Origin of the sequence: Allobosea lupini, assembly GCF_900109525.1 — a bacterium.
Taxonomy (GTDB): domain Bacteria; phylum Pseudomonadota; class Alphaproteobacteria; order Rhizobiales; family Beijerinckiaceae; genus Allobosea; species Allobosea lupini.
Map to the genome: position 1 here is coordinate 347,958 of NZ_FOAN01000001.1, position 22,543 is coordinate 370,500.

The window sequence follows — 22,543 nt, forward strand, 5'->3', positions numbered from 1 at the left end:
ACCTTGCTACCCTGCTACGGGTATATCTATCTATCTGAGATCGCAGTGGAATTTCGGTAGCACTGCGGTAGCACCTGCAAAGGGCGGTGCTACTGGCCGGCATGACACATTTGACCGGCCGCGACGCCCCATAGCCTCGCCGGGCAATTAAATATTCGGTGTCTAATGCCCGATGACGGCGTGAAGCCCGGCGTCGCCACAGCTGTCGCGGCGCTCGGGAACGAAGCGGCGCAGGCGGCGCGGCTCGCGGCGCAGCAGCAGCAGGCCGAGCTGTTCGCGGCCGAAGACGCGCGGCTCGATGCGAACCTGCCAGTGACGCCGAAGGGCGCGGGCGCGGTCGGCCGGCCGAAGGGCAGCCAAAACCGGCGCACGGCGCTGGTCGCGGACTACTACCTGCGCCGGCATGGCGACCCGGTCGAGGCGCTGCTGGTCATGGGCCTCGGCAGCCTGAAAGACCTGATCCGCGAGCTGGACGAGGTCGCGGCGCTGTTTCCGGGGCGGTTCACCGCACCCACGGACCTGCTGGAAATCCTGAAGTTCAAGAAAGCGTGCCTGGCCGAGGCCTCGCGTTTCGTGCGCTCGCCCATGCCCGTGCAGCTCGACGTCAAGGATGAACGGCGGGCGCTGCTCGTCATCGGCGATATCCGGGCGCCTGCGGGTGCGCCTGGCCAAGGCGGCGCCGGCATGAGCATCCTCGATCTCTCGCCAGAGGAAGAGGAGCAATATCAACGGCTTAGCGAGGAAGCCGAGGCGGCGGCGGATGGCGCGTCGCACGGCGCTGCGTCGCACGGTGAGCCAAGTGATTGATATGGCTACGCTATTCGCGCCCGATCACATGATTGGAATTCATGTGCTGTCGACAGGCGGCATGCTGCCTGGCCCGTGCTGCTCGGCCTCGGCTGGCGCCAGCGCGGCGCTGCGGCTCGCGGACCTCCCCCCTCCCCATAGCGATCGGGCGCGCCTGCGCGGCCGCCTTGCCGGCCCGAAAACCGCCCACCCCGCCGGGGGGGTATCGCCCCACACCGGGCCAGCGGAACCCGTGGGGCCGCCGATCGGGCGCGGGGGCGGGTTCTGGCGAGCGGTTCAAGGGGCGCGGGGGGCGGCGCGATGAGCGATCTCACTTATCGCGCCGAGGATGCGAAGCCTGTCGAGGCGCCGTTCACGCAGGCCGAGTTCGACGTCTGGCACCGGTCGCAGCTGGATCGCGGCGCCGAATTCGACCTGATGAACTATGCGCCGCCGGGCAAGGTCGCGGCGGCCTTCATCAAAGACCTGCGCAAGGTCGTCGCGATCATGGGGCCGCCCGGCTCGGGCAAGACCACGTCGACCATCTTCAAGATCATCGCGTTCGCGGTACGGATGCCGAAATGCCGGGACGGCGTGCGGCGCTGCAAGGTCATGGTGATCCGCGACACCTACCGCCAGCTCTACAAGACCACGATCGCGTCGTGGCTGTCCTGGTTCCCGCTCAAGCATTTCCCCGAGTTCACCGGCGGGTCGGATCGCCCGGCCGAGCACCGGATCAAGTTTGAGCTCCCGAACGGCGACAAGCTCGATCTCATCATGGAGTTTGCCGCGATCGGCGAAAATTCGGTCGAGACGATCACGCGCGGTTGGGAGGGCAACGGCGCCTGGCTGAATGAAGCGAACTACCTGCCGCCCGATGTGCTTGACGCCTTGCGCTCTCGCGTCCTCGCCGGCCGCTATCCGCCCGCGAAAGACCGTGTGCCTGGCGTGCCCGTGCCGGCCCTGATCGTCTGCGACTTCAACGCGCCCGACGAAGAGAGCTGGACCGTCGACCGCCTTGTCGAGGGCGACCCGAAGGATGTCGGCTTCCACCGCCAGCCCGGCGCGCGCTCGGCCGAAGCGGAGAACGTCCACAACCTGAACGCCGGCTACTATGAGGAGCTGGCGCGCGGCATGCCAAAATGGAAGGTCAAGCGCGATATCGACAACATGGTCGGCATCTCGCGCGACGGTATGCCGGTCTATGATGATTGGGACGATGATCGCCATCTCTCGCGCGAGAGGCTGAAGCCGGTCGAGGGCATTCCGCTCGATCTCGGTTTCGACCAAGGCCTGCACCCGGCCTGTATCATTACGCAGACCATGCCGAGCGGCCAAATCCGCGTCCTGCGCGAGGTTGTGCCCGAGCGGATCGGTGTCGCTGGTTTCTGCGCGATGCTGCTGCCGGTGCTCGAACTGGAATTCGCCGGCTGCAGCCTGCGCTTCACCGAATGCGACGAGGCGGCGTTCCATGGCGCCGACAAGGAAGGCGGCGAGATGGCGTGGGCGGATACGGTCTCGCTCGCGCTCGGCAAGGCGTTGACCCCTGCCCTGACGCAAGAAATCGGTCTTCGCATCGGCGCGGTCGAGCAGCTGCTGCTGCCCGATAATGCGTTGCGGGACGAAAGGCGCTCGTCGCCTATCCTTGTCTGCGCCCATGGGTGCCCCAAGCTCGTCGCGGGCTTCCGCTCGAAATATCGCTGGCAGACCGACAAGCGCGGCCAGCTCGTTGCCGGCCAGAAGATCCCGGTCAAGGATCGCTGGTCGAACCCGCATGACGCGCTGCAGTACATCATCCTGCGGCTGCGCGGCCGCTTCGGCATCATCTCCATGGCGGCGGCCGGTGGTCGCGTCGGCCCGCACCCGGACAAGCCGCAGTCCAGCGTCATCGGCGGCAGCTTCGATGTCTGGAAGTCATGAGCCTGCGCCTCGCTCGTCCGGTCGATGCGGCGGCCGTGCTCGCCATGATGGACGCGGGCTGCGAGCTGGAAGCGCGTTCGCACCGCGTGCAGGTCTTCGGCTTCCCCTGCTTTGGCATCGTGCGGGATGACGGGGTGACGGTCGCGGCCGGCGGCTTCGTGCCGCGCCCGGAGCGGACGCCGGGAGAGGCCTTGAGCGAAGCCTGGTTCGCCTGCCGGCCGGATGCGGCGGCCCACATGCTCGGCATCATCCGGCTGACACATTTGACCCTGCGCCGACATTGCGAGGATGGCCCCGCCACGGTGCAGGCCTTCGTCCGCGAGGGCTGGCGGCCGGGCCGGCGCATCGCGGCAGCTCTCGGCTTCGGCTTCGACCGGGTCGAGAGCGACCCGCAACTGGGATGCGTCGAGCGCTGGACGATAGGGGTCTGACATGAGCAAGGCGGTCTCGGGCCTGATGGGCGGCAGCAGCAAGCGCAAGACGGCCGCCAAGGAAGCGCAGCAGCAGGGCGAGCGCCTGGCGCAGCAGTCGCAGGTTCTGAACGATCGGAACACAGAGCTGGCGAAAGAGACGGCCGGGGCTCGCGCCCGGCGCGGTCGCCGGCTGCTCGCCTTCAAGGGGCAGGAGACCGGCCTCCGCAGCAAGCTCGGCAGCTGAGCTATGGCCCGAGAGCAGAAAAAGCGCCCGCAAAATCCCGAACCCGCCGGCCCGGCCGCAGGCGCGACTTCGGGAAACTTGGCTGGGCAGCGTGCCCGCGCCGACGCCGCCCATGCGGTCACCACGCAGTGGTGGTCGCAATGGGATGAGGCCTATGAGTTCGCCCTGCCCTTCCGCAAGCCCGCCGAAAGCGGCTCCAACGGCGAAAAGCGGGCGGATCGATTATTCGACAATACCGGCCTGGTCTCGACCTTCCGCTTTTCCGAGCGGATGCAGCGCGATCTCGTCCCAGTCGGCCAGGAGTGGTTTCAGCTCGAACCAAGCGCCTTCCTCAAGATCGACCCTGACCTCAAGATCGAGGTCGACGAATATCGCCTCGAGCTGCAGCGCATCTCGACGCTGGCGCGCGAGTGCTTCTCAACCGGCTCGTGGGATACCGCCTTCGTCGAGATGGCGCTCGATCTCGCCATGGGCACCGGCGCCATGCTGATCATGCCGGGCTCGGAAGCGCATGAGCCGGTCGCCTTCATCGCCACGTCCATCCGCGAGCTGGCGCTGGAAAGCGGCCCGTTCAACAAGATCGACGCCATCTTCTGGAAAAAGCAGCGCCCGGCCCGCGAGATCAAGGCAGAGATGCCGGACGGCACGTTCCCGCGCGAATTCGAGGATGTGCTGCGCGACAAGCCCGAGACGAAGTTCACGCTGAGCCAGGACGTGGTGCTCGATCGCAGCGTCAAGCCACATGTCTGGCGCTATACGGCCTATCTCGACAAGAGCGAGCGGCCGATCCGCACCGCAACCTATCGCACCTGTCCATGGATCGTCCCGCGCTACTGGCGGGTGCCGGGCGAGACCTTCGGGCGCGGCCCCATCATGGTCGCGCTGCCGGCGCTGAAGACGCTCAACAAGACGCAGGAGCTAACGCTCCGCGCCGCCGCGCTCGCCATCCTCGGCGTCTACACGCAGCTCGACGATGGCGTCTTCAACCCGGATACGGCCCGCCTCACGCCCGGCGCGCTGTGGAAGGTCGCCCGGAATGGCGGCGTGCTCGGCCCGTCGATCCAGAAGCTCGACGTGCCCGGCCGTTTCGATGTGTCGAACATTGTCCTCGCCGACCAGCGCCAGCAGGTGCAGCGTGCCATGCTCGACGACGGCTTGCCGCCCGAGCAGGGTGGCGTGCGCTCGGCCCTCGAAATCGCCGAGCGGATGAAGCATCTCGCCGCCAACACCATCGGCGCCTATGCCCGCCATGTGCAGGAAATCATCGTCCCGGCCGTGCGCCGCGTGATCGACATCCTCGACACCATGAAGCTGCTCGTCACCAAGCTGCCGATGAACCAGCTGCTGACGCAGGTCAAGGTGACCTCGCCGATGGCGGCGGCGATCAAGGCCGACATGGTCAAGCGCCAGGTCGAATGGGTGCAGATGATCGCGGCGCTCGGCGGCCCGCAGGCCACCGCGCAGGTCGTCAAGCTGGAACAGATGATGGCCGATATGGGCCATGATCTCGGTATCCCGGCCAAATACATCACCACGGTCGACGAGCGCCAGCAGCTGATGCTGACAACGCAGAAGCTCGTCGCGCTCGCGCTTGCCGCCATTGCCGAACAGGCCAAGCAGGGGGGCGGTCTTCCTGCCAATCAGGGGGCCGCGCCTGACGCGGCAGTCGCATGACGCAGGAAATTCCGCTCTCGCTCCTCAAGCAGCAGGCCGAGGCCTCCGGCTGGGCGATCTTCGACGACGAGGCCGACCCGAACGCGCCGAAGCGCCCGCGCGCCCTGTCGGAAGCCGAGCAGCGTTGGGCCGAGGCCTGCGCCCGCGTGCTCGCCAGCGAGGACGGCGAAATCATGATGGAAGGCCTGCTCGACCGCACGGTCAGGCGCGAGGCCTGGGCCTATGAGGTCGGCGCCGATCCGCTGCAGATCGCCATGCGCGGCGTGCGCCGCGAGGGCCAGAACACCATCCCGCACATGCTCCTGCAGGCTGCCGCGCGAGGCCGGCAGGAACAGCCCCCAGCTCCGCGCGAATAGGCTGCTCCCATGATCACAATGCGTCGCTACGCCCTCGGCCTTTGGGCCGTCCTCGCCCTCGCCCCCGAGGGCGATGGCGCTGGTGCGCCTCCTCCTGCCGGCACTGGCGGCCAGCCGCAGGGCGACGGCGGCGCCGGGGGTGGCGCGGCCTTCGTGCCGCCCGACTTCCTGCCCGAGCATCTGCGCGGCAAGGATGCGGTCGAGACCCTTGGCAAGCTCGCGCCGGAATGGAAGACCCAGCGCGACAGCCTGGCGCAGCGCTGGACGCCGCCGCCGGAAAAGCCGGATGGCTACGAGTTCGCGCCGGCCCCGGAGCTGAAGCAGTTCTTTGCCGAGGATGCGGGCAAAGACCCTGTCGTCGGCGTTCTGCGCGGCGTCGCGCACAAGATCGGCATGTCGGCCGACAAGTTCGCCCCCTTCGTCAATGAGGCGGTCGGCGAGCTGCAGAAGGCCGGCCTGATCGGCAAGGATCAGGGCGCCCCGGACTATGACGCCGAGATGAAGGCGCTCGTGCCCGAGGATAAGCGTTCGGCGCCGGAAGCCGAGCAGAAGGCGGCGGCCAAGGCCCGGCACGACAATGCGCAGACCTTCGCCGACACTCTGCTTGCCCGCAAGGATATCGACGAGGGCATGCGCGAGGAATTCGGCCTGCTGCTCGAAAGCGCCAATGGCGTGCGGCTGGTCGAGATGATGATCACGCACATGACCGGCGAAAAGGGCTTCGTCTTCGGCGGCCAGGGGGGCGGCGGCAGCGGCTACACCATGGCCGATTACAACCGCGACAGCGCCGATCCGCGCTACAACTCCAACTCGCCGAAATACGATCCGGCCTTCCGTCAGGAGACGGACAACAAGTCCAAGCATCTCTGGAAGTGACACATTTGACCGGTTGCGGGCGCGGGCATCCTGCCCCCGTCCGCTAGGAGTAAGACCCGCGCGGCGCCCCGGCCTTCGGATCAGCCCCCGGACCCGCGCGGCGCACCGGCTTCTCGGCCTGGCGGTTTGGCAAAACCGAACCCCGAGAGGCTGTAACCCATGTCCCTGAATACCATTCCCGCCTGGTCCGAGACCAAGTATTCGCAGGATGTCGTCAAGGCATTCGCGTCGTCCGGCTTCATCCTGTCCGGCACCTATATGCCGCCGATCTCCTTCACCGGCTCGAAATGGGTCTGGAAGACCTCGGGCCTGCTGGTCGCGCAGGAATTCAAGCGCGGCCATGAGGCCAAGGTCCAGAATCAGGGCCGCGGCACGATCGAGGTCGACATGAAGACCTGGCAGGTCTTCACCGAGATCCACAAGAAAGACCTCAATCAGATGTCGGTCAATGAGTATGACCAGACGGTTGAGGATGGCGCCGAAGCCATGGGCCGCAAGGCCGACGAGATCATCATGGCTGAGCTGAACGTCGGCGCGGCTGGGGTAACGGCGGGGACCACGTCGACGACGAACGGCATGACGATCGGCTTCGCACTCGGCGTCATCGCGCAGGCGCAGCGCCAGTTCAAGCGCTGGAAGGGCGATGTCTTCTGCCCGCTGCCGTCGCAGGCCTGGAACCAGATGATGGGCTACAAGCAGTTCTCCTCGGCCGATTATGTCGAGGGTCTGCCGATGGCGAATATGACCGACACCCGCTTCTGGAACGGCGTCAAGTGGATGCTGGCGCCGGACGAGTTGTTCCCGGTCGTCTCGGGCCAGAACATCGACTGCTTCCTGTGGAGCCGCAAGGCCCTCGGCTTCGCCACCAACGAAGCCATGGAGACCACGGCGCAGTGGGACAACCGCAAGTCCGTCACCACGGTCAATCAGACCATGGGCGGCGTGCCGAAGACCCTGCGGCAGGAAGGCATGGTCCGCTTCCGCATCAACAACGACGCGGCGATCGTCCCGAACTGATCGCCCCTGCCCGGCGCGGTCTCGGCCGCGCCGGCCTTCCCCGTTTCGCCAGCATCGGCCGGATGGCCGGAACCACAGGAGAACATCATGGCTTTCGATGCCAAAGGTCTTTCGCGCACGCGCATGGGCGGCACCTCGGCGGCCGGCGTCAGCGTCTCGGAATTCAGCTACGCGACCGAGGACGCCGCCGCCGTGGTCGAGGGTGCCAACTACTTCCCCGGCACCTGCGGTCTCTCCAAGGGCGACAAGGTCAGCGCCCATATGGTGCTCGGCGGCACGCCGATCCTGAAGCACTACATGGTCACCGCCGTCGCGACCGGCGGCTGCACCATCGCGATCCAGACCGCGACCGCCGGCTGACGCCTCCTCCCCGCCGGGCTCGCCCCGGCCGCCTTCCCCGCGCGCCTGGCCGCGCGGGGCTCTTCGTCACCGGGGATCGCGATGCGCGACAAGCTGGGATTGGTCAACGCAGCCATGGCGGCCTTCGGGGCGACGCCGCTGCAATCGCTCGACGCGGAGACGCCCGCCGGTCGCGCCGCCGATCTCGCCTATGACGCGACTGTCGATGCGATGCTCGGCTTCTATCCATGGTCCTTCGCCCGGATGACCGTGCCGCTGACGCAGCTCGCCGATGAGCCGGTGAACGGCTGGGCGCACAAGTACCTCCTGCCGAGCAACCGGCTGTCCCTGCCGCATCGGATACTCGCGAACCCGCGCGACCCGGATCGCACGCTCAAGGCCTGGGCGATCGAAGCCGGCCATCTCTATGCCGACGCCGAGCCGCTTTGGGGCGTCTTCTCGTTTCGTGTCGACCCCGAGGACTGGTCCCCGGTCTTCTATCAGGCCGTCATCTACGCGCTTGCCGCCGCTTTGGTGGTCCCGATCAGCGGCAATGCCACCGGCGCGGTCGAGACTATGCGCGCGCTCGCGTTTGGAACGCCGGGCGAAAACATGCGCGGCGGCTTCATGGGCCAGGCGATGCAGGCCGACGCGCGCAATCAGCCCTCGCGCGCGCTCGGCTTCGACGACAACCCGCTGGCGATGGAGCGGGCCTGATGGCGCCGCGCCCTGGCACCTACTCCGCCGCCTTCACCGCAGGCGAGCTCGATCTGCGCGTTCACGGGCGCCCGGACATCAAGCAATATTATCAGGGGGCGGCCCGCATGCAGCGCGTCGTGCCTGTCCCGCAGTCCGGCTTCACCAATGACCCTGTGCTCGGCACCGAGGCGCGGGGCTTCATCCGTCATGCCTTGCGTGGCCTGCAGCTCTATCCGGTCCATATCACGGGGTGGGCCGGCGTCGCCCCGGTGAGCGATCTGCTCGATGCCTCGACGGCCGAGAGTACGATCGCGCTCGGGGCGGATGCGGTGGTGCTGACGATGGACCTCGGCGGGCCGAACGACATCGTGGCATTCGACCTCTACCAGTTCTCGGCGCAAGTCGCGTCGACGAACCGGCCGCTCGTCGTGCAGACATCGCTGGACGGCGTCACCTATACCGATCTCGGCGCCCGCTTCGGCATCGATACCGAGGCCCGCAGCCGCCGTTTCGCGGTGCCGCCCGGCCAGTCGCGGCTGATGCGCTTCCTGCGGCTGATGGTCACCGGCGCATCATCGGCGCCCGGCGTGATCACGCTGCAGGGCATCGCGCTCTATGCGAACGGCCCGGCATCGACCTATCGCGTCAGGCCGTTCACCCGTTCGCGGGCCGAGGCCTATGATTTCGTCTTCACCGAGAACAATATCGACGTTTGGGGGCAGTCGGGCTGGCTGGCGGCGATTTACCTGCCGGCATCGTCCGACCAGATCGCGACGCTCGATCTGGTCCAGCAGCTCGACACCATGTTCGTGTTCCATCAGGACATCGCGCCGCAGCGGATCATGCGCCAGGGCGCCGATGACGAATGGACCTGCTGGCCGGTCGAATTCAAGCGCATCCCGCGCGTCGACTATGGCGGCGTCTACAACAACGGCGTCGCAGCGGGCTTCTCGATCCAGTTCGTCAACCTGACCCTGCCGGCGACCTTCGCGCTCAACGTCTCGGGGGAAGAGACCGAGGCAATCGACGCGCAGGGGTCGACGGCGGCGAATGAGGCGGTGATCAAGGCAGCGATCGAGGCGTTGCCCTCGGTCGAGCCGGGGATCACCGTCGCCTATAACGGCGCCCGTGACCTCTATGAGGTCAGCTTTACCGGGGCCGACAATGACGGCGATGCCTGGAGCATGTCCGGGCGCATGGTAACGCCCGCCACCGCCGCGATCGTGGTCTCGAAGCGCCAGCGCGGCCAGGCGGGCGGCGAACCTGTGATCAGCGCGGCGCGCGGCTGGCCAGCCTGTGGTGCGATCTATCAGCAGCGGCTGGTGATGGGCGGCTTCAGGTCGCGGCCGAACGGCTGGCTTGCGAGCGTGCAGGGTGACTATTTCGACCTCAACACCGAGATCACCGCCAACACCGGCGCCTATCTCGCCGCGATCGACACAACCGGCGGCGAGACGATCAGGCGCATTGTCTTCGGCACCTATCTGCAGTTCCTGACCGACGAATTCGAATATTACATGACGGACGCGGCGCTGCAGAAAAACCAGCCGCCGAATATCCGCAAGGCCAGCAAGAACGGTATCCGTGAGGGCGTGCAGCCGGTCGTGACCGACACGACGACGCTGTTCATTCACAAGAACGGCTGCAACGTGATCGAATTCGAGTATTCCGACGCGGTGCAGAACTATGTCGGGACGAATATCTCGGTGCTCTCGACCTCGCTGCTCAAGGATGTCGACGATCTGTCCTTTCGCGGCGCCGCATCCGCCGGGGATGCCAGCACGATCTTCGTCGTCAACGCCGATGGCAGCATGCGCCTGCTGGTGATGCTGAAATCGCAGGATGTCGTCGCCGCGCCAGGTCGTTTCGAGACCGATGGCCTGATCCGCTCCTGCAGCGTCAACGGCCGTGACGAGGTCGTTCTCGCCGTCGACCGGACGGTGACGACGGGCGTCGTGCAGGTCCTGGAGCGGATCAGCGAGAGCGTGCCGCTCGATTGCTACGTGCGCCGGCAATTCCTGGTGCCGGAAACCGTTATCGACGGGCTCGGCGCCTATCACGAAGGCCGGACGGTATGGGCCATCGCTGATGGCAATCCCTTCGGCCCGTTCGTGGTGGCGGGCGGGCGCATCGTCCTGCCGGAGCCGGCGGCGGATGTCTATGTCGGCCGCTGGCTGCCGCCGGTCATGATGACCCTGCCGGTGCCGAAGGATGTCGGCGAAAAGACCGTCGTCGACCGCCCGGTAAGGCCACATAGCGTGCGGGCCTATGTGCTCGGCACGTCCTCGATCGCGATCGGGACCGAGACGGATGGGCCGTTCGACGTGCCGCTACTCGCTTTCGGCGACGCGCCGGACCGCAAGCTTCTGCTCGATCCGGTCTCGAAGGCCGTCGCTGTCGAGGGACTGGCCGGCTACTCCGACGAGGGCAAGGTCATCGTGACGCAGCTGAGACCTGGCCGCCTGTCGGTCAGGAACATAACGGTCGAAGTGGAGCGCTGATCATGGAAATCGTCGGCGGTTTGTTCACGGCAGCGGCGTCGGCCGGCAGCGCCGTCGCTTCGGGCGTGTCCAGCCTGGGCGGCTTCCTGGCCGGGTCCGGCGTGCTCACCGGATTGCAGGGCGTGACTGGCCTGCTCTCGATCGCCGCAAAGAACCGGGCATCGCAGGAACAGAAGCAGGCGAATTTCGACAAGGCGGCGGAAGCCGAGATCGACGCGCAGGCGGAAGGCGTCGCCGGCCAGGCGCGTGCGGTGCAGTTGCGCAAGGGCCTGATCGACGCCATGGCAGAGCGGGATGTCGCGGCAGCCTCGGGCGGGCTCGATCTCGGCTTCGGCTCGCCGGTGCAGGCGCGCGAGGATGCGAGCAATGATGCCGAGCGCGCGCTCTCCCTGGACGCGCTCGAAACCTCGGGCCGCCAGCAGCGTCTGCGCACGCGCAGCGCCAGCTATATCCGTGCCGGCCGCGCCGCGCGGGCTGGCGGGCTGCTCGAAAGCCTCGCAACGGGCCTCGGCACTCTGACCGATATCGGCGCGCGCGGCGTCGTTCCCGGCGCCAGAACGTCGGTGAGGACAACCTGATGGCCAACCGCAATCGCCGCAACGCGGTCGAGGTCCGCGATTTCAATCCGAAAGCCGAGGTCGGCGGCGCCCTACCCTCCGCTGTCGTCGATGCTTCGGCGCCGTTCGCCGCCGCCGGCAATGCGCTCGCCAGCGCCTCGGCCAAGATCGGCGACCGGGCCGACGCCGCAACGCGGATCGAGGCGAAACGGGCCGGCGCCGTTGCCGGGGCCGAGCCGGATTTCCGGCCGACCGGTGGCAGCACGATCGCGGAAGCGACCTTCGATCAGGCGGCGACCGCAACCTATATCGACAAGCTCGATGCCAAGGTCTCGCGCAGCACGCGCGAGGCCTATCAAGCCTGGTCGGCCGATCCGAACCGGCAGCCTTCGCAACTGACGGCGACGCTGAACGAGATTCGCGATGGCATCCTGAAGGACGATGCCTTCCCGGAAATCCGTGGCCAGGTCGAGGCGCGTTTCGAGCGCCTGCGCACGCCGCTGGAAATGCAGGCGGCGAGCGATTTGCTCGACCGGCAGCGCGACGCCGCGCGCGGCGCGCTGGTCGAGGCCGTCGCCGAAAAGCAGACCAATATCGCCCGGCTTGCCGCCGGGGACGTGTCCGACAAGCGCACGCAGGCCGCGATCCAGCAGGAGGCCAATGCGGCGGCCGAACGCTATGACCGGGCGGCCGCCAACGGCGAGATCACGCGCGAAGCGGCGGCCAAGGCCAAGCAGGCGTTGGCGCGCGACACCCGCATGCGGATTGGCGCGACCGCCGTCGAAAAGCTGAAGAGCGTCGCCGAAGTCGACGCTTCGGAAAAGACGCTCGATCAGGACTTCGCCGCCGGCAAGCTCCGGGGCATGAACGACGATGCCTATGACGCGGTCAAAAAGGCGCATGACCAGCGCCGCCGCCAGCTGCAGACGGAAGGGACGCGCGACGCCACCCTGATCACCAAACGGCTCGACAGCATCGTCGACCGGGAAAAGCAGGGCCTGCCGATCCCGCCGCAGGAATGGGAGGAACTGCGCCAGGCCTCTGGCCGCTCGCCGCAGGGCGAGGCGGCGTTCGATCTCGCCGACCGCAAGCGCCAGCTGGCGCAGCGCATGCGCGGCATGACGCCCGAGGCGATCGACGCGACCGCGCGGATGATGCGCGATCAGTTGCGCATCTCGGCCGGCGGCGTGTCGGCGGCGCAGAACGAGGTCGTCAGCTTCGTCGAGACGATGGCCGACGAAAAGCGCAAGGCGGTCGCGACCGAGCCGCTGCGCGATGCCGACCGTTCCGGCGTGCTCAAGGTCGCGCCCTTCGACCCGAGCAATACTGAGCAGCTGGAAATCCTGACGGCGCGGCGCGTCGCTGAGGCGCGGGCCGTCGCCAGCCATAATGGCCGCCAGGTGACCTATTTCGATCCCGGCGAGATCGACCGTGTCAAGGCGATCGTCGCCGAGGGCGGCGAGCGCGCCTTGACCACGATCGGCAATATGGTGAAGGGCGCCGGACGTGACGCCCCGGCCATGCTCGCCGAGATCGGCAACGGCGCGCCCGAGCTTGCCCATGCCGGCAATCTCCTCCGGGCAGGCTTGCCGCAACAGCGCGATCTCGCCCGCGACGTGCTTGAAGGCGTCCGGGTCAAGGCGCAGCCGGGGGCGAAGCTGCCGTCGATCGGCCGCGAGGATGACGACGAAGCCTTCCGGCTCGTCTTCGGCGGCTCGCTCGCCGACCAGCCCGAGGATCGCGAGCGCATCCGCGCGACGGCGCGCGGGGTCTTCGCGGTACGGGCGGCGCGTGCCAATCTCGACCCGAAATCCTCGGAAGCCGGCGACTTGATGCGGCAGGTCTATCGCGAGGTCGGCGGGCGGGTAAAGGTCGGCCGCGACGAATATGGCGGCGTCGACGGCTACCGGCCGACCTGGCTGTCGAGCCGCGTACAGGTTGTGCTGCCGCAGGAGGTCAAGGCCGGGCGCATCGGCGATGTCTTCGGCGCGATCACCGATGCCGACCTCGCCGCCCTGCCCGGCGGCCCGCCGGTCGGCGCCGATGGCCAGCCGCTCAAGGCTTCGGTGCTGGCGCGCTCCTATCCGGTGCGCACAACCGCCGGCTGGCGCTTCAACGCCTCTACCGATCAGGGTGACAGCAAGCCGCTGCGCAGCGCCAGCGGCGGCGTCTGGACGCTCGATCTCGATGCGCTGATGCCGCGCCTGCGCTCGCGCGTGCCCGATGCCTTCCTCGGGGGCATGAAATGAGCTTCTTTCTCGGGGAGACCCGCGAGCGCGAGATCAAGAGCTTCGCGACCGGCGACGAGTTCAGGGGCTTCACCGAAACCCTCGGCGACGCCTGGCGTGGTCATGTCGCCGAGGGGCGGCGATATGCCGAGGGCTACAGCGAGGCCGATCTCGACCGGATCAATGGCGCGCAGGGCCGGCTGTTCACGGCGGCGCGGCGCTCGTCGGAACTGGTCGACAGCTGGAGTTCCCGCGCCAACGCCATGGCCGAGGCCTATGACAACCGGATCGACACCGTCCGGCGCGTGACCGGCGTGACGCTCGAAAATCCCGAGCGCAACGCCTACTACAAGGAAGCCGAGGCGGATTACCGGCTGCTGCGCGAGCAAGGCACGATCAGCCTGCATGACGTGCAGAACGGCGACAATTTCGCCAGCCGGCGGATCGAGCTGCAGCGGGCCGTCTTCAACCGCAAGGTCGACGAGCTGGCCCAAAGCCAGCCCGACAAGGCATCAGCGCTTGTCTTCGGTCAGTCGATCGAGGAACAGGCCAGGGCGATTGCCGCGAGCGCGGCGGCCGAGCTGGACACGGCCCGCAAGGATGTCGGCGGCGCCGCCGGCTTCATGACTGAGATCGGCGGGGCGCTCGCCGGCATGTGGCGCGAGCCGGCCAATGTCGCGGCCCTGTTCGCAGGTGGCGGCCCCGGCACGGCAGCTTCGGTGACGGCGCGCCTCGGCCAGGTCTTCCTGCGCGAGGGCGCGATCAATGCCGGCGTCGAGGCGCTGCAGCAGCCCGATATTCAGGCCTGGCGCCGCGAACTGTCCCTGAAATCCGGCCTTGAACCGGCGCTTGAAAACATCGGCATTGCCTTCCTGTTCGGCGGCGCCATCGGCGGCGGCGTACAGGGGCTGCGCGAGACCTTTGGTTCGGCGGCAGCGCGGCTGTCGGATGCAGACCGGACGGCGCTTGGCAATGTCCTGCGTGGCGAGGCGACGCCTGCCGAGGTCGAGCAGGCGGCAAAGGCGATGGGCGTCCAGCTCGACGACGCCGCCAGGGCCGATCTTGCCCTCGCCGGCCGTGTCGGCGCCGATGATGCGACCTTGCCCGAGCCGCCGGCCGGGATCGCGCGCGGCGACCATAACGAAGCGCTCGCGGATGCGGTGCGTTTCGCCGAGGATGCCGATGCGCCGCCACCGGCCGCGCCGCTCGACGGCCAGCGGCTGCGCGGCGCCATTACCGAGCGGCCAGCGCTCGCCGTCTATGGCGACGAGCCGCCGCAGACCGTTCTCGGCCTTGCCGCCCTGCGTGATGATGTGTGGCGCGCGGTCGAAGCGGGCGAGGTCGACCCCGTCCATGCCGCGTGGATCGGGCGCATGGTGCCGGACGCCCCGGAAAACCATGGCTCGCTGCTGCTTGCCTTGCAGGCCTCCCGGCCCGAGACGGTGGCGGAAGCACGTCTCGTCATCCGCGATGCGATGGCCTCGGCCGAGCGCTACCGCACGGCGCAGGCGTCGATCCTCGGCGCGATCGACGACGGGCTTGACCGTCTGGCGCGGCAGGTCGACCCGGATTTGTTCGCGGCCGTCGACGCCGTCGAGGCCCGGCTTGCCGGGTTGCGCGCCGAGCTGGCCCGCCTCGACCAGCCGGCCGAAGGCGCGGCAGTGTTGGCGCCGCGCATCGCCAGCCTGGAAAGCGAGCTTGCGGGGATCTCTGGCAAGCGGCGGTCCTCGCCGCGCGCGCAGGCGCTGCGCGACGAGATCGAGCGGCTGAAGGGCGATCAGGATTTGCTGAGGCGCACGGCGCGGGAGCAGGCGGCCGCGACCGAACAGGTGCTGCGCCTCGGCATCGCCGATGCCAGCATGGACCGGGCGCGGCTCGGGCCGCAGCTGCGGCGGGCGCTAGAAGCCGCCGAGGCCTCGCCCGAGGTCGCCGCCTTGCGCGAGCGCCTGGCCGGGCTGACGATCGAGCCGCCGAAGCCGCGCGAGCCGCCGCAGCTGCGCCCGCAGCAGACGATCGAGCCCGGCTCTCCCGAGGCGATCCGGCAGACCGAGGCGCTGTTGCCGCCCGAGCGGGCGGCTGCCGATGACGTCGCCGGCAAGGTCGAAGCGCCGCCGGGCGAGGCTGTCGTATCCGACCTGCTGCCGGTCGCGGCCCGCGAGGACGGGCGCGACATGCGGGCGATGACGCTCGCCGATGCGCTACGCGAGGCCGGGCGCCCTGACCATCTCGGCGACATCGTCGCATCCTGCAAGCTCTAGGAGAGCGCCATGGCTCTGGCGGATTGCCTGGCGACGGCGGTGGCCGGCGGCGAGATCAGCGAAGCGGAAAGCCGCGCCCTGCTGCGCCGCTTCGACCAGCTGCAGCGTGAGCGCGGCCAGGCGCCGGGTGCGGCTGCGGCGGCCAAGGTGGCCCTGGAACAGGAGATGCGGGCCGAGGCGGTCGAGGCCAGGCGCATCGTCGCCCTGACCGAGGCGGTGCGCGCCCGCGTCGTCGCCGATGTCGTCGCCTATCGCACCGCCAAGGGCGAGGCCGACATCATGGAGGGCGTGCTCGGCCTGTTCGAGCATTTCGGCTTCCATGGCTATTCCTCGGTCGAGGGCCGGACCAAGGCTATCGTCGGCGCCGCGCATGCCCGCATGGAAGAGGCGCTTGCGACCTTCGATCGCTCGGCCGTGCTCGGCCGGCGCCGCAATCAGCCACAACTCGAGCAGGTGGTTCGCGAGCTGTTCGGCGAGGATACGAAGAACCCGGCGGCAAAGCGCATGGCCGAGGTTTTCGCCGAGGTGGCCGAGGATTTGCGCCAGCGCTTCAATGGCGCGGGCGGCGCGATTGGCAAGCTCGACGGCTGGGGTTTGCCGCAGTCGCATGATGCGCGGGCGCTGCTCTCGGTCGGCCGCGATGAGTGGAAATCCGCGATCCGGCCGCGTCTCGATCTTGACCGGATGCGCGACCCGCTGACCGGCGAACGGCTCGGCGCCGAGCGGCTTGACGAAGCGCTTGACCGGGCTTTCGAGCGGATCGTCACCAATGGCGAGATCGATATCGAGCCCAAGGGCGTCGCGCTCGGCTCGGCACTGCGCAATCAGCGCAGCGAGCATCGCTTCCTGATCTTCAAGTCGCCGGATGACTGGCTGGCCTATGCCGCCGATTTCGGCCAAGGCGATCCGTTCGCGGCGATGATGAGCCATGTACGCGGCATGGCGCGCGACATCGCCGCCATGGAAATCCTCGGCCCGAACCCCGGCGCGACGGTCGAATGGCTGAAGCAATGGGCCAAGGTCGAGCGCGCCAAGCTCACGACCGGCGAGGCCTCGCTCTGGCGCGGGGGGCCGAAGGACGTCGAGACCAAGGCCGGGCTGATCGACTACCGGGTCGATGCGCTCTGGCAGGAAATTCGCGGCAATGAGCCGGTCTCGGGCCGGCTCGCCATGGGTTTCGCGGCGGTGCGCTCGGCGCTGACCAGCGCCCTGCTCGGCTCGGCCTCGGTGACGGCGGTCGCGACCGATCCGTTCGTCGCCAACGCCGCCAAGCGCCTGTCGGGCCTGCCGACGACGAATTACCTCGCCAGCGTGGTCAAGACCTTCACCGGCGCGTCGCGGGCCGAGGCGATCCGTTCCGGGCTGATGCTGGAAGACGCCATGCACGTCATGGGCAAGGAAGCGCGCTATGCCGGCTCGCTCGGCGGCCCGGTCTGGACGAACTGGCTGGCAGACCGGACCTTGACCCTGTCGGGCCTCTCGCCCTGGACGCAGGCGCGCAAGCATCTTTTCGGCATGGAAATGCAGGCCTTCGCCGCCGATGAGGCCGGCAAGGCCTTCGACGCGATCGACCCGCGCTTCCGCCGCATGCTGGAAGGCTACGGCATCGACAGCGCCGGCTGGGATGTGATCCGCGCGGCCGAGCCGCACAAGCCGCCGCGCTCGGCCGGCGTACTGCGCCCGGTCGACGTGATGGCGGCCGATCGTGCTGTCGGCGAGCGCTGGCTTGAGGCGATCATGGGCGAGACCGAACGCGCCGTTCCGTCCGGCACGAAACGGATGCGCGCCTATGCCCGCGCCGGCACGGCCAAGGGCACGGTGACCGGCGAGTTCGTCGACAGCTTCATGCAGTTCAAGGCTTTTGGCCTCTCGCTCACCATGCTGCAGCTTGAGGCGGTCGGCCGCGAGATGGGCGGCTTCGGCCGCGCCGCTGGCGCCCGCTATGCCGGCAGCCTGCTCTTCGGTCTGACCATGGGCGGGGCGCTCGCCTCGCAATTGCGCCAGATCGCCAACGGCAAGGACCCGCAGCCGATGGATGATGCCCGCTTCTGGATGGGCGCGATCAAGACCGGCGGCGGCTTCGGCCTCTATGGCGATTTCCTCTTCGCCGACCAGAACCGGTTCGGCCAGGACGTGTTGACGGCGATGGCCGGGCCGACCTTCGGCCTGGTCACCGACGTGACCAAGGCGACGCTCGGCAATGTCCAGAAGGTCGCGAAGGGCGACGACACCGAGACCGGCAAGGATGTCGTCGGGCTTGCCCGGCGCTATACGCCGGTCGCCTCCTCGCTGTTCTATGCGCGCGCCGGCTGGAACCGCGTCTTCATGGACCAGCTGCAGTTCATTGCCGATCCCGACGCGCACCGGCGCTTCCGCGACATGGAGCGGCGCACCCGGCGGGAATACGATCAGGGCTATTGGTGGCGGCCGGGCGATCTCGGCCCGGCCCGCGCGCCCGAGCTGGGCAACGTCGCAGGCGATCTCGCGCCCTGACACATTTGACCTGCTGAAGGCGGCTGCATTCTGCGCCCGTTCGACAGGGCGAGGCGATGTCGCAGCAGTTTCCAATCCCGCAGACGACCCGTGGTCCATACGATGCCACCGCGACCGAGGGGCAGGTCAATTTCGACGTTCCCTTCATCGTCTTCGACGGGGCCGACCTGCAGGTTCGTATCAAGCCGGTTGGCGAGACGGTCTTCGGCCCGCTGCTCCTGTTCGGCGTCGATTTCACGGTCAGCCAACTGGCAATACCTGGCGGGGCGCGGCTCTCCCTGAGCGTCGGCCGCTCGGCCGGCGACGTGGTGCGCTACAAGGGCGCGCGGCTGGCGAAGCGCGAAACCTCGGTGACGCTCGGCGGCAGCGTTCGGTCTTCCCCACTTGAGCTTGAGCTCGACAAGGTCACGGTGACTTTGCAGGAGCTGCGCCGCGATGTCGGTGCGGTCGAGGTCATCGGCGACGAGCTGGTGGTTGTGCAGGCCACCCTCGCCGACCACGAGGCGCGCCTGCTTAGCGCCGATGAAGCCGCCGATCTGGTCGAGCAGGCGCAGGGCGCCGTCGAGGCGGCTTCGGGCTTCAGTAGCACGGCGCAAGGCTATGCCGCTGATGCGGCGACCTATGCCGCGATGCTTGGCGCCAACCTGTTCGATTTCGCCCTTGAGAGCGACCCCGCCACCCCTGGCTATGACTGGAGCGAATGATCATGCGGGTACCACGTCGGTTCATGCGCGGTAACAATGCGTTCGCGACGAGCTATGCCGGGCCGGACGGCGAGCCGATCCACAACCTGGACACCGGCCGGCTCCACATGCAGCGGGGCGGCGTGCCCGGCGGCGACGTGATGGCCCGCTTGTCAGACGTGCAGGCTCTGGAAGCTCTGATCGTGCCGGCGACGTTCGGGTCGCGCGTGCTTGCGGCGGCGGCGGCCGTTCCCGTGGTCGTCGCCTGGTTGTCGATCGGCGGCTTCGGCGCGATTGGCGACGGCGGGCACGGCATCTACAAGCGGGTCGCCGACACCGGCACCCTAGAGGCCTGGCAGTTCCGCTCCAACGCCAACACGGTGCGTTGGGAGCTGGTCGACGAGCGCGCGAACCTGCTGCAGTTCGGCTGCAAGCGGGATGCGTCGGCCGACGCCTCGCCCGGCATCCGCGCAGGGGTGAAATATTCCGCCGGCCGCCCGCTCTTAGGCCCGATGGGCCAGTTCCTGATGGGATCGGCGATCGACGAGACCGTGCCGATGCACGTCTACGGGATCGGGACCGGCGCCGGCCCTGGCGAAGCATCGCAGTCGAACAGCAATTGCACGCAATTCTTGTGCAATTTCGCCAATCCGTCCGCGTTCATCGCCCGGTCGATCTATCCGTCAATCTTCCGCGACTTTCAGGTCAACGTAATGCCGGCGTTCCGCTCGCCGACGGGCGGAGCGGCGATCCAGCTGATTGGCACTGGCGCCAACATGGCCAATGCCCGTGTCGAGAATGTCGCGTTCAATGAGTTCCATCGCGGCATCTATATGCTCGACGCTAGCTGGCACATCGTGCGCGGCTGCTATTTCGGCAACTGGGTCGCTGACGCGATCTACAGCGCCTCGACAGGGATCGAATCAGGCGCCGGCCATATCACGAACAACTATTTCTTCGGCAAGGCGACGGCGGCGCAGACCTCCTGCATCAACCTGCGCCACGGTTACACGATCGTCGCGCAGAACGAGATCGTCGGGGCGCAGTATGGCGTCAAGGTCGAGATCGCCAACCATGCGGCCGGCTTCCTCAAGATCGTCGATAACACGATTGAGGAGAGTTTCTACAACGGCGTCTACGTCGCCTCGGTCGATCCGGACCCTGGGCTCGGCGCTGGCGCCATGTTCGACATTTCGGGGAACGAGTTCTCGAACCTCTATACCGGCGCGAGCTATCTCGGCGCGATCAACATTCTGGAACGGCCCGGCGGCGGGGTCTGGCTGACCGATTTCAGCATCTGCCGCAACACGACGCGCTCGCTCTGCGCGGCGGGCGCGTCGCATATACGTGTCTCGGCGGGGCAGAACGGCATCATCTCCGAAAACGTGCTGCAGGAGATGGGGGGCAACAATCCGAACGGGATCGTCGTCAATGGCGTCGGCACCAACGCCTCGCTCGGCGCCAATATTCAGGTGCTCGACACAACGTTCCTCGGCAGCTTCGGCACGAAATTTATCTTCAAGGCCGCCACGGTGACCTGGCGACAGCTGATGCCGATGACGACGGCCGAGATCAACGCCATCGCGGCTCGCGACGGCTCGATCGCCTATGCCGGCGACGGCCAGTCGGACGGGTCCGGCAATCGCGTTCTCACCGCTGGCGGTGTCGGGACACTGGCGCTGCGGCGCGCCTCAATCTGGAGCGTGATGATCTGATGGAAAAATACGTCAAGCGGTTCGACCCGGTGGCCTTTGCGAAGAGCGAGGCCGAGCGGTTCTCGCGCGAGCGGCGGCGCTGGCGCCTCGGCCTCCTGTCCAGTGTCGCCAAGCGGAGCCTGCTCGCGGCGCAGGGCGTCATTCGCCCCCTTCCCAAAGAGGCTTGAGCGATGACGCGGCAACTCAACCGCACAACCCTGTTCGCCTATCTCCGGCGTGCTCCGTTCGGCGGCAGGTTGTCGACGGCACAGGTCTCCGGCTGCGAGCGCCTGCTCGCGGCCTGCCTTGCTGAGGGCGTCACCGATCGCCGCCAGGTCGCCTATGTGCTCGCCAGCGTTTTCCACGAGACCGGCGGGCGCATGCAGCCGGTGCGCGAAGGCTTCGCCGAGAGCGATGCGCAGGCCGTTGCCCGGCTCGACAAGGCCTGGGCGGCCGGCCAGCTCGGCAAGGTCAAGGCGCCCTACTGGCGCGATGGCTGGTTCGGGCGTGGCGATATCCAGCTTTCGCATGAAGAGAACTACCGCAAGCTCGGGCGCGCGATCGGTGTCGATCTCGTCAAGAACCGTGACCGGGCGCTCGATCCGAAAGTGAGCGCGCGCGTCGCCGTGGTCGGCATGCGCGACGGGCTGTTCCGCTACAGCAAGGAACTGTCGCGGCCTGAGCGGTTGAGTGACTATTTCAGGCCGAGCGGAACGAACGTCGTCGGCGCCCGCGCGATCGTCAACGGCGGCGGCGACAAGGCGAAGCTGATCGCGGGCTACTGGAAGAGCTTCCTCGACGCGATCGAGGCGGCCGAGGCGGCCGAGGTGCCGGCCGATGTCGCGCCGGCCGCTGCCGAGCCCGATGACGTGCCGCCGTCGCGCTCCGGCAGCATCGGCACCGTCGCGGTCGCGACCGGAGCCGGGGCCTGCTCGACGCTGGTTGCCGGCATCAGCAACCCGTGGGCGCTCGCCGCCCTGGCGCTGATCCTAATCGCGGGTGGCGTCGGCGCCTGGCTGCTGCTCACCGGCCGCGTCACCATCAACCGGAAGGTCGCGGCGTGAGCCTGCGCGCTGGGATCTATCTCGCCGGGCTCGGCGTCATTTTTCTAGCGCTCTGGTGGCTCGTCGACGTGGCGTCGCAGAACAAGGTCTCGCAAGCGACTGAGACCTACAATCAGGAGAACCGCGATGTTGCGGACGCTGCCTCGGCTGCTCGCGCTCGCGTGCGCGACTGCTATGCTCGCGGGATGCTCTGGGACCGTACGGCCGGCCAATGTGTCAGGGCAGTGCCGAGCGCTAGGGAATGAACTGGCGCGGGCCGTCGAGCGTTCCCATGTCGACGAAATCTTTGAAGGCGGCGTCGCGGCGGGCTGCTGGACGCGACCGAGGCGGTGAGATGCGGGTGGCATCGGACGGCAAATTTCTCGATCGACTGGTGCCATCGCTGATCTCGGTCCTGCTCGGGATCGGCGTCGCCTTGGGCGGCCAAGCGCTAGGCTTCTGGGCAGATACGCGGGCTGCGGACGAGCGCACGGCGCAGGCTATCACGCGGCTGGAGCGGCGCCTCGATGCGGTCGAGGTCGAGGCCAAGGATGCTCGCAAGGCTGCGGCAGATGATCGTGCCAAAACAGTCGAGATCGCGGGCGACGTGCGCAATCTGGTACGATCGAACGCGCGGATCGAAACGCTTCTAGACCGGGTCTTGATCCAGCCGCTGCCCCGTGCTCCATAGTGTCGAAAGTCATACGACAGACACATGAATAGAGCAGGAAGTCGCACGGCAGCCGTTCCTAAGTCATTGAA

The 22,543-nt window shown here is 67.9% G+C and carries 21 protein-coding genes; all 21 read left to right on the plus strand.

Going from position 1 to position 22,543, the window contains the following annotated elements:
* The first annotated feature begins 180 nt into the window (after positions 1-180).
* The 21 genes from BMZ21_RS01720 (at position 181) to BMZ21_RS01815 (ending at position 22,472) form a co-directional block, all read left to right on the plus strand.
* Positions 181-807 carry a hypothetical protein gene (locus BMZ21_RS01720; protein ID WP_167561488.1) on the plus strand — a complete coding sequence of 209 codons (627 nt, stop codon included), beginning with the start codon at positions 181-183 and terminating at the stop codon, positions 805-807.
* 300 nt (positions 808-1,107) lie between these two features.
* Positions 1,108-2,706 carry a hypothetical protein gene (locus BMZ21_RS01725; protein ID WP_091829162.1) on the plus strand — a complete coding sequence of 533 codons (1,599 nt, stop codon included), beginning with the start codon at positions 1,108-1,110 and terminating at the stop codon, positions 2,704-2,706.
* Entirely contained in the window at positions 2,703-3,137 is a 435-nt protein-coding gene (locus BMZ21_RS01730; protein ID WP_091829164.1) for a hypothetical protein, read from the plus strand. Before BMZ21_RS01725 ends, BMZ21_RS01730 begins: the two co-directional genes overlap by 4 nt.
* Position 3,138: 1 nt before the next feature.
* Entirely contained in the window at positions 3,139-3,363 is a 225-nt protein-coding gene (locus tag BMZ21_RS01735; RefSeq protein WP_091829166.1) for a hypothetical protein, read from the plus strand.
* 78 nt (positions 3,364-3,441) lie between these two features.
* Positions 3,442-5,037, plus strand: coding sequence for a portal protein (locus BMZ21_RS01740; protein ID WP_167561489.1), 1,596 nt, complete (start codon positions 3,442-3,444; stop codon positions 5,035-5,037).
* On the plus strand, positions 5,034-5,393 hold the full coding sequence (locus BMZ21_RS01745; protein ID WP_091829170.1) for a hypothetical protein: 360 nt from the start codon (positions 5,034-5,036) through the stop codon (positions 5,391-5,393). The genes BMZ21_RS01740 and BMZ21_RS01745 overlap by 4 nt, the downstream gene beginning before the upstream one ends.
* Before the next feature lie 9 nt (positions 5,394-5,402).
* A complete protein-coding gene (locus BMZ21_RS01750) occupies positions 5,403-6,269 on the plus strand; it encodes a hypothetical protein (protein ID WP_091829172.1) in 867 nt (288 codons plus the stop codon).
* A 159-nt stretch (positions 6,270-6,428) separates the two neighbouring features.
* Complete coding sequence (locus tag BMZ21_RS01755) at positions 6,429-7,286, plus strand: phage capsid protein (protein WP_091829174.1); 858 nt, start codon at positions 6,429-6,431, stop codon at positions 7,284-7,286.
* 87 nt (positions 7,287-7,373) lie between these two features.
* A complete protein-coding gene (locus BMZ21_RS01760) occupies positions 7,374-7,646 on the plus strand; it encodes a hypothetical protein (protein WP_091829176.1) in 273 nt (90 codons plus the stop codon).
* A gap of 81 nt (positions 7,647-7,727) precedes the next feature.
* Complete coding sequence (locus BMZ21_RS01765) at positions 7,728-8,342, plus strand: phage connector family protein (protein WP_091829178.1); 615 nt, start codon at positions 7,728-7,730, stop codon at positions 8,340-8,342.
* Entirely contained in the window at positions 8,342-10,825 is a 2,484-nt protein-coding gene (locus tag BMZ21_RS01770; RefSeq protein ID WP_091829180.1) for a phage tail protein, read from the plus strand. Before BMZ21_RS01765 ends, BMZ21_RS01770 begins: the two co-directional genes overlap by 1 nt.
* 2 nt (positions 10,826-10,827) lie before the next feature.
* Positions 10,828-11,403 (plus strand): hypothetical protein, encoded by a 576-nt coding sequence (locus BMZ21_RS01775; protein ID WP_091829182.1) that lies wholly within the window; start codon positions 10,828-10,830, stop codon positions 11,401-11,403.
* On the plus strand, positions 11,403-13,631 hold the full coding sequence (locus BMZ21_RS01780) for a hypothetical protein (protein WP_091829184.1): 2,229 nt from the start codon (positions 11,403-11,405) through the stop codon (positions 13,629-13,631). Before BMZ21_RS01775 ends, BMZ21_RS01780 begins: the two co-directional genes overlap by 1 nt.
* Positions 13,628-15,868, plus strand: a complete 2,241-nt coding sequence (locus tag BMZ21_RS01785; protein WP_091829186.1) for a hypothetical protein — start codon at positions 13,628-13,630, stop codon at positions 15,866-15,868. The genes BMZ21_RS01780 and BMZ21_RS01785 overlap by 4 nt, the downstream gene beginning before the upstream one ends.
* Before the next feature lie 9 nt (positions 15,869-15,877).
* Positions 15,878-18,361 carry a hypothetical protein gene (locus BMZ21_RS01790; RefSeq protein WP_091829187.1) on the plus strand — a complete coding sequence of 828 codons (2,484 nt, stop codon included), beginning with the start codon at positions 15,878-15,880 and terminating at the stop codon, positions 18,359-18,361.
* A 56-nt stretch (positions 18,362-18,417) separates the two neighbouring features.
* A complete protein-coding gene (locus tag BMZ21_RS01795; protein WP_091829189.1) occupies positions 18,418-19,065 on the plus strand; it encodes a hypothetical protein in 648 nt (215 codons plus the stop codon).
* Between the two features lie 2 nt (positions 19,066-19,067).
* Positions 19,068-20,759, plus strand: a complete 1,692-nt coding sequence (locus tag BMZ21_RS01800; RefSeq protein ID WP_143079629.1) for a hypothetical protein — start codon at positions 19,068-19,070, stop codon at positions 20,757-20,759.
* A complete protein-coding gene (locus tag BMZ21_RS30180; RefSeq protein WP_167561490.1) occupies positions 20,759-20,926 on the plus strand; it encodes a hypothetical protein in 168 nt (55 codons plus the stop codon). Before BMZ21_RS01800 ends, BMZ21_RS30180 begins: the two co-directional genes overlap by 1 nt.
* A gap of 3 nt (positions 20,927-20,929) precedes the next feature.
* On the plus strand, positions 20,930-21,802 hold the full coding sequence (locus BMZ21_RS01805) for a glycoside hydrolase family 19 protein (protein WP_091829193.1): 873 nt from the start codon (positions 20,930-20,932) through the stop codon (positions 21,800-21,802).
* Positions 21,799-22,047 (plus strand): hypothetical protein, encoded by a 249-nt coding sequence (locus BMZ21_RS01810; protein WP_091829195.1) that lies wholly within the window; start codon positions 21,799-21,801, stop codon positions 22,045-22,047. Before BMZ21_RS01805 ends, BMZ21_RS01810 begins: the two co-directional genes overlap by 4 nt.
* Positions 22,044-22,472 carry a hypothetical protein gene (locus tag BMZ21_RS01815; protein WP_143079630.1) on the plus strand — a complete coding sequence of 143 codons (429 nt, stop codon included), beginning with the start codon at positions 22,044-22,046 and terminating at the stop codon, positions 22,470-22,472. The genes BMZ21_RS01810 and BMZ21_RS01815 overlap by 4 nt, the downstream gene beginning before the upstream one ends.
* Positions 22,473-22,543: the final 71 nt, after the last annotated feature.

Bases quoted from the DNA above. Each gene is read 5' to 3' on its own strand.
- BMZ21_RS01750 (WP_091829172.1), top strand. From the start codon at position 5,403: ATGATCACAATGCGTCGCTACGCCCTCGGCCTTTGGGCCGTCCTCGCC.
- BMZ21_RS01795 (WP_091829189.1), top strand. From the start codon at position 18,418: ATGTCGCAGCAGTTTCCAATCCCGCAGACGACCCGTGGTCCATACGAT.
- BMZ21_RS30180 (WP_167561490.1), top strand. From the start codon at position 20,759: ATGGAAAAATACGTCAAGCGGTTCGACCCGGTGGCCTTTGCGAAGAGC.
- BMZ21_RS01780 (WP_091829184.1), top strand. From the start codon at position 11,403: ATGGCCAACCGCAATCGCCGCAACGCGGTCGAGGTCCGCGATTTCAAT.
- BMZ21_RS01815 (WP_143079630.1), top strand. From the start codon at position 22,044: ATGAACTGGCGCGGGCCGTCGAGCGTTCCCATGTCGACGAAATCTTTG.
- BMZ21_RS01765 (WP_091829178.1), top strand. From the start codon at position 7,728: ATGCGCGACAAGCTGGGATTGGTCAACGCAGCCATGGCGGCCTTCGGG.
- BMZ21_RS01725 (WP_091829162.1), top strand. From the start codon at position 1,108: ATGAGCGATCTCACTTATCGCGCCGAGGATGCGAAGCCTGTCGAGGCG.
- BMZ21_RS01735 (WP_091829166.1), top strand. From the start codon at position 3,139: ATGAGCAAGGCGGTCTCGGGCCTGATGGGCGGCAGCAGCAAGCGCAAG.
- BMZ21_RS01790 (WP_091829187.1), top strand. From the start codon at position 15,878: ATGGCTCTGGCGGATTGCCTGGCGACGGCGGTGGCCGGCGGCGAGATC.
- BMZ21_RS01785 (WP_091829186.1), top strand. From the start codon at position 13,628: ATGAGCTTCTTTCTCGGGGAGACCCGCGAGCGCGAGATCAAGAGCTTC.
- BMZ21_RS01775 (WP_091829182.1), top strand. From the start codon at position 10,828: ATGGAAATCGTCGGCGGTTTGTTCACGGCAGCGGCGTCGGCCGGCAGC.
- BMZ21_RS01760 (WP_091829176.1), top strand. From the start codon at position 7,374: ATGGCTTTCGATGCCAAAGGTCTTTCGCGCACGCGCATGGGCGGCACC.
- BMZ21_RS01745 (WP_091829170.1), top strand. From the start codon at position 5,034: ATGACGCAGGAAATTCCGCTCTCGCTCCTCAAGCAGCAGGCCGAGGCC.
- BMZ21_RS01755 (WP_091829174.1), top strand. From the start codon at position 6,429: ATGTCCCTGAATACCATTCCCGCCTGGTCCGAGACCAAGTATTCGCAG.
- BMZ21_RS01730 (WP_091829164.1), top strand. From the start codon at position 2,703: ATGAGCCTGCGCCTCGCTCGTCCGGTCGATGCGGCGGCCGTGCTCGCC.
- BMZ21_RS01800 (WP_143079629.1), top strand. From the start codon at position 19,068: ATGCGGGTACCACGTCGGTTCATGCGCGGTAACAATGCGTTCGCGACG.
- BMZ21_RS01770 (WP_091829180.1), top strand. From the start codon at position 8,342: ATGGCGCCGCGCCCTGGCACCTACTCCGCCGCCTTCACCGCAGGCGAG.
- BMZ21_RS01805 (WP_091829193.1), top strand. From the start codon at position 20,930: ATGACGCGGCAACTCAACCGCACAACCCTGTTCGCCTATCTCCGGCGT.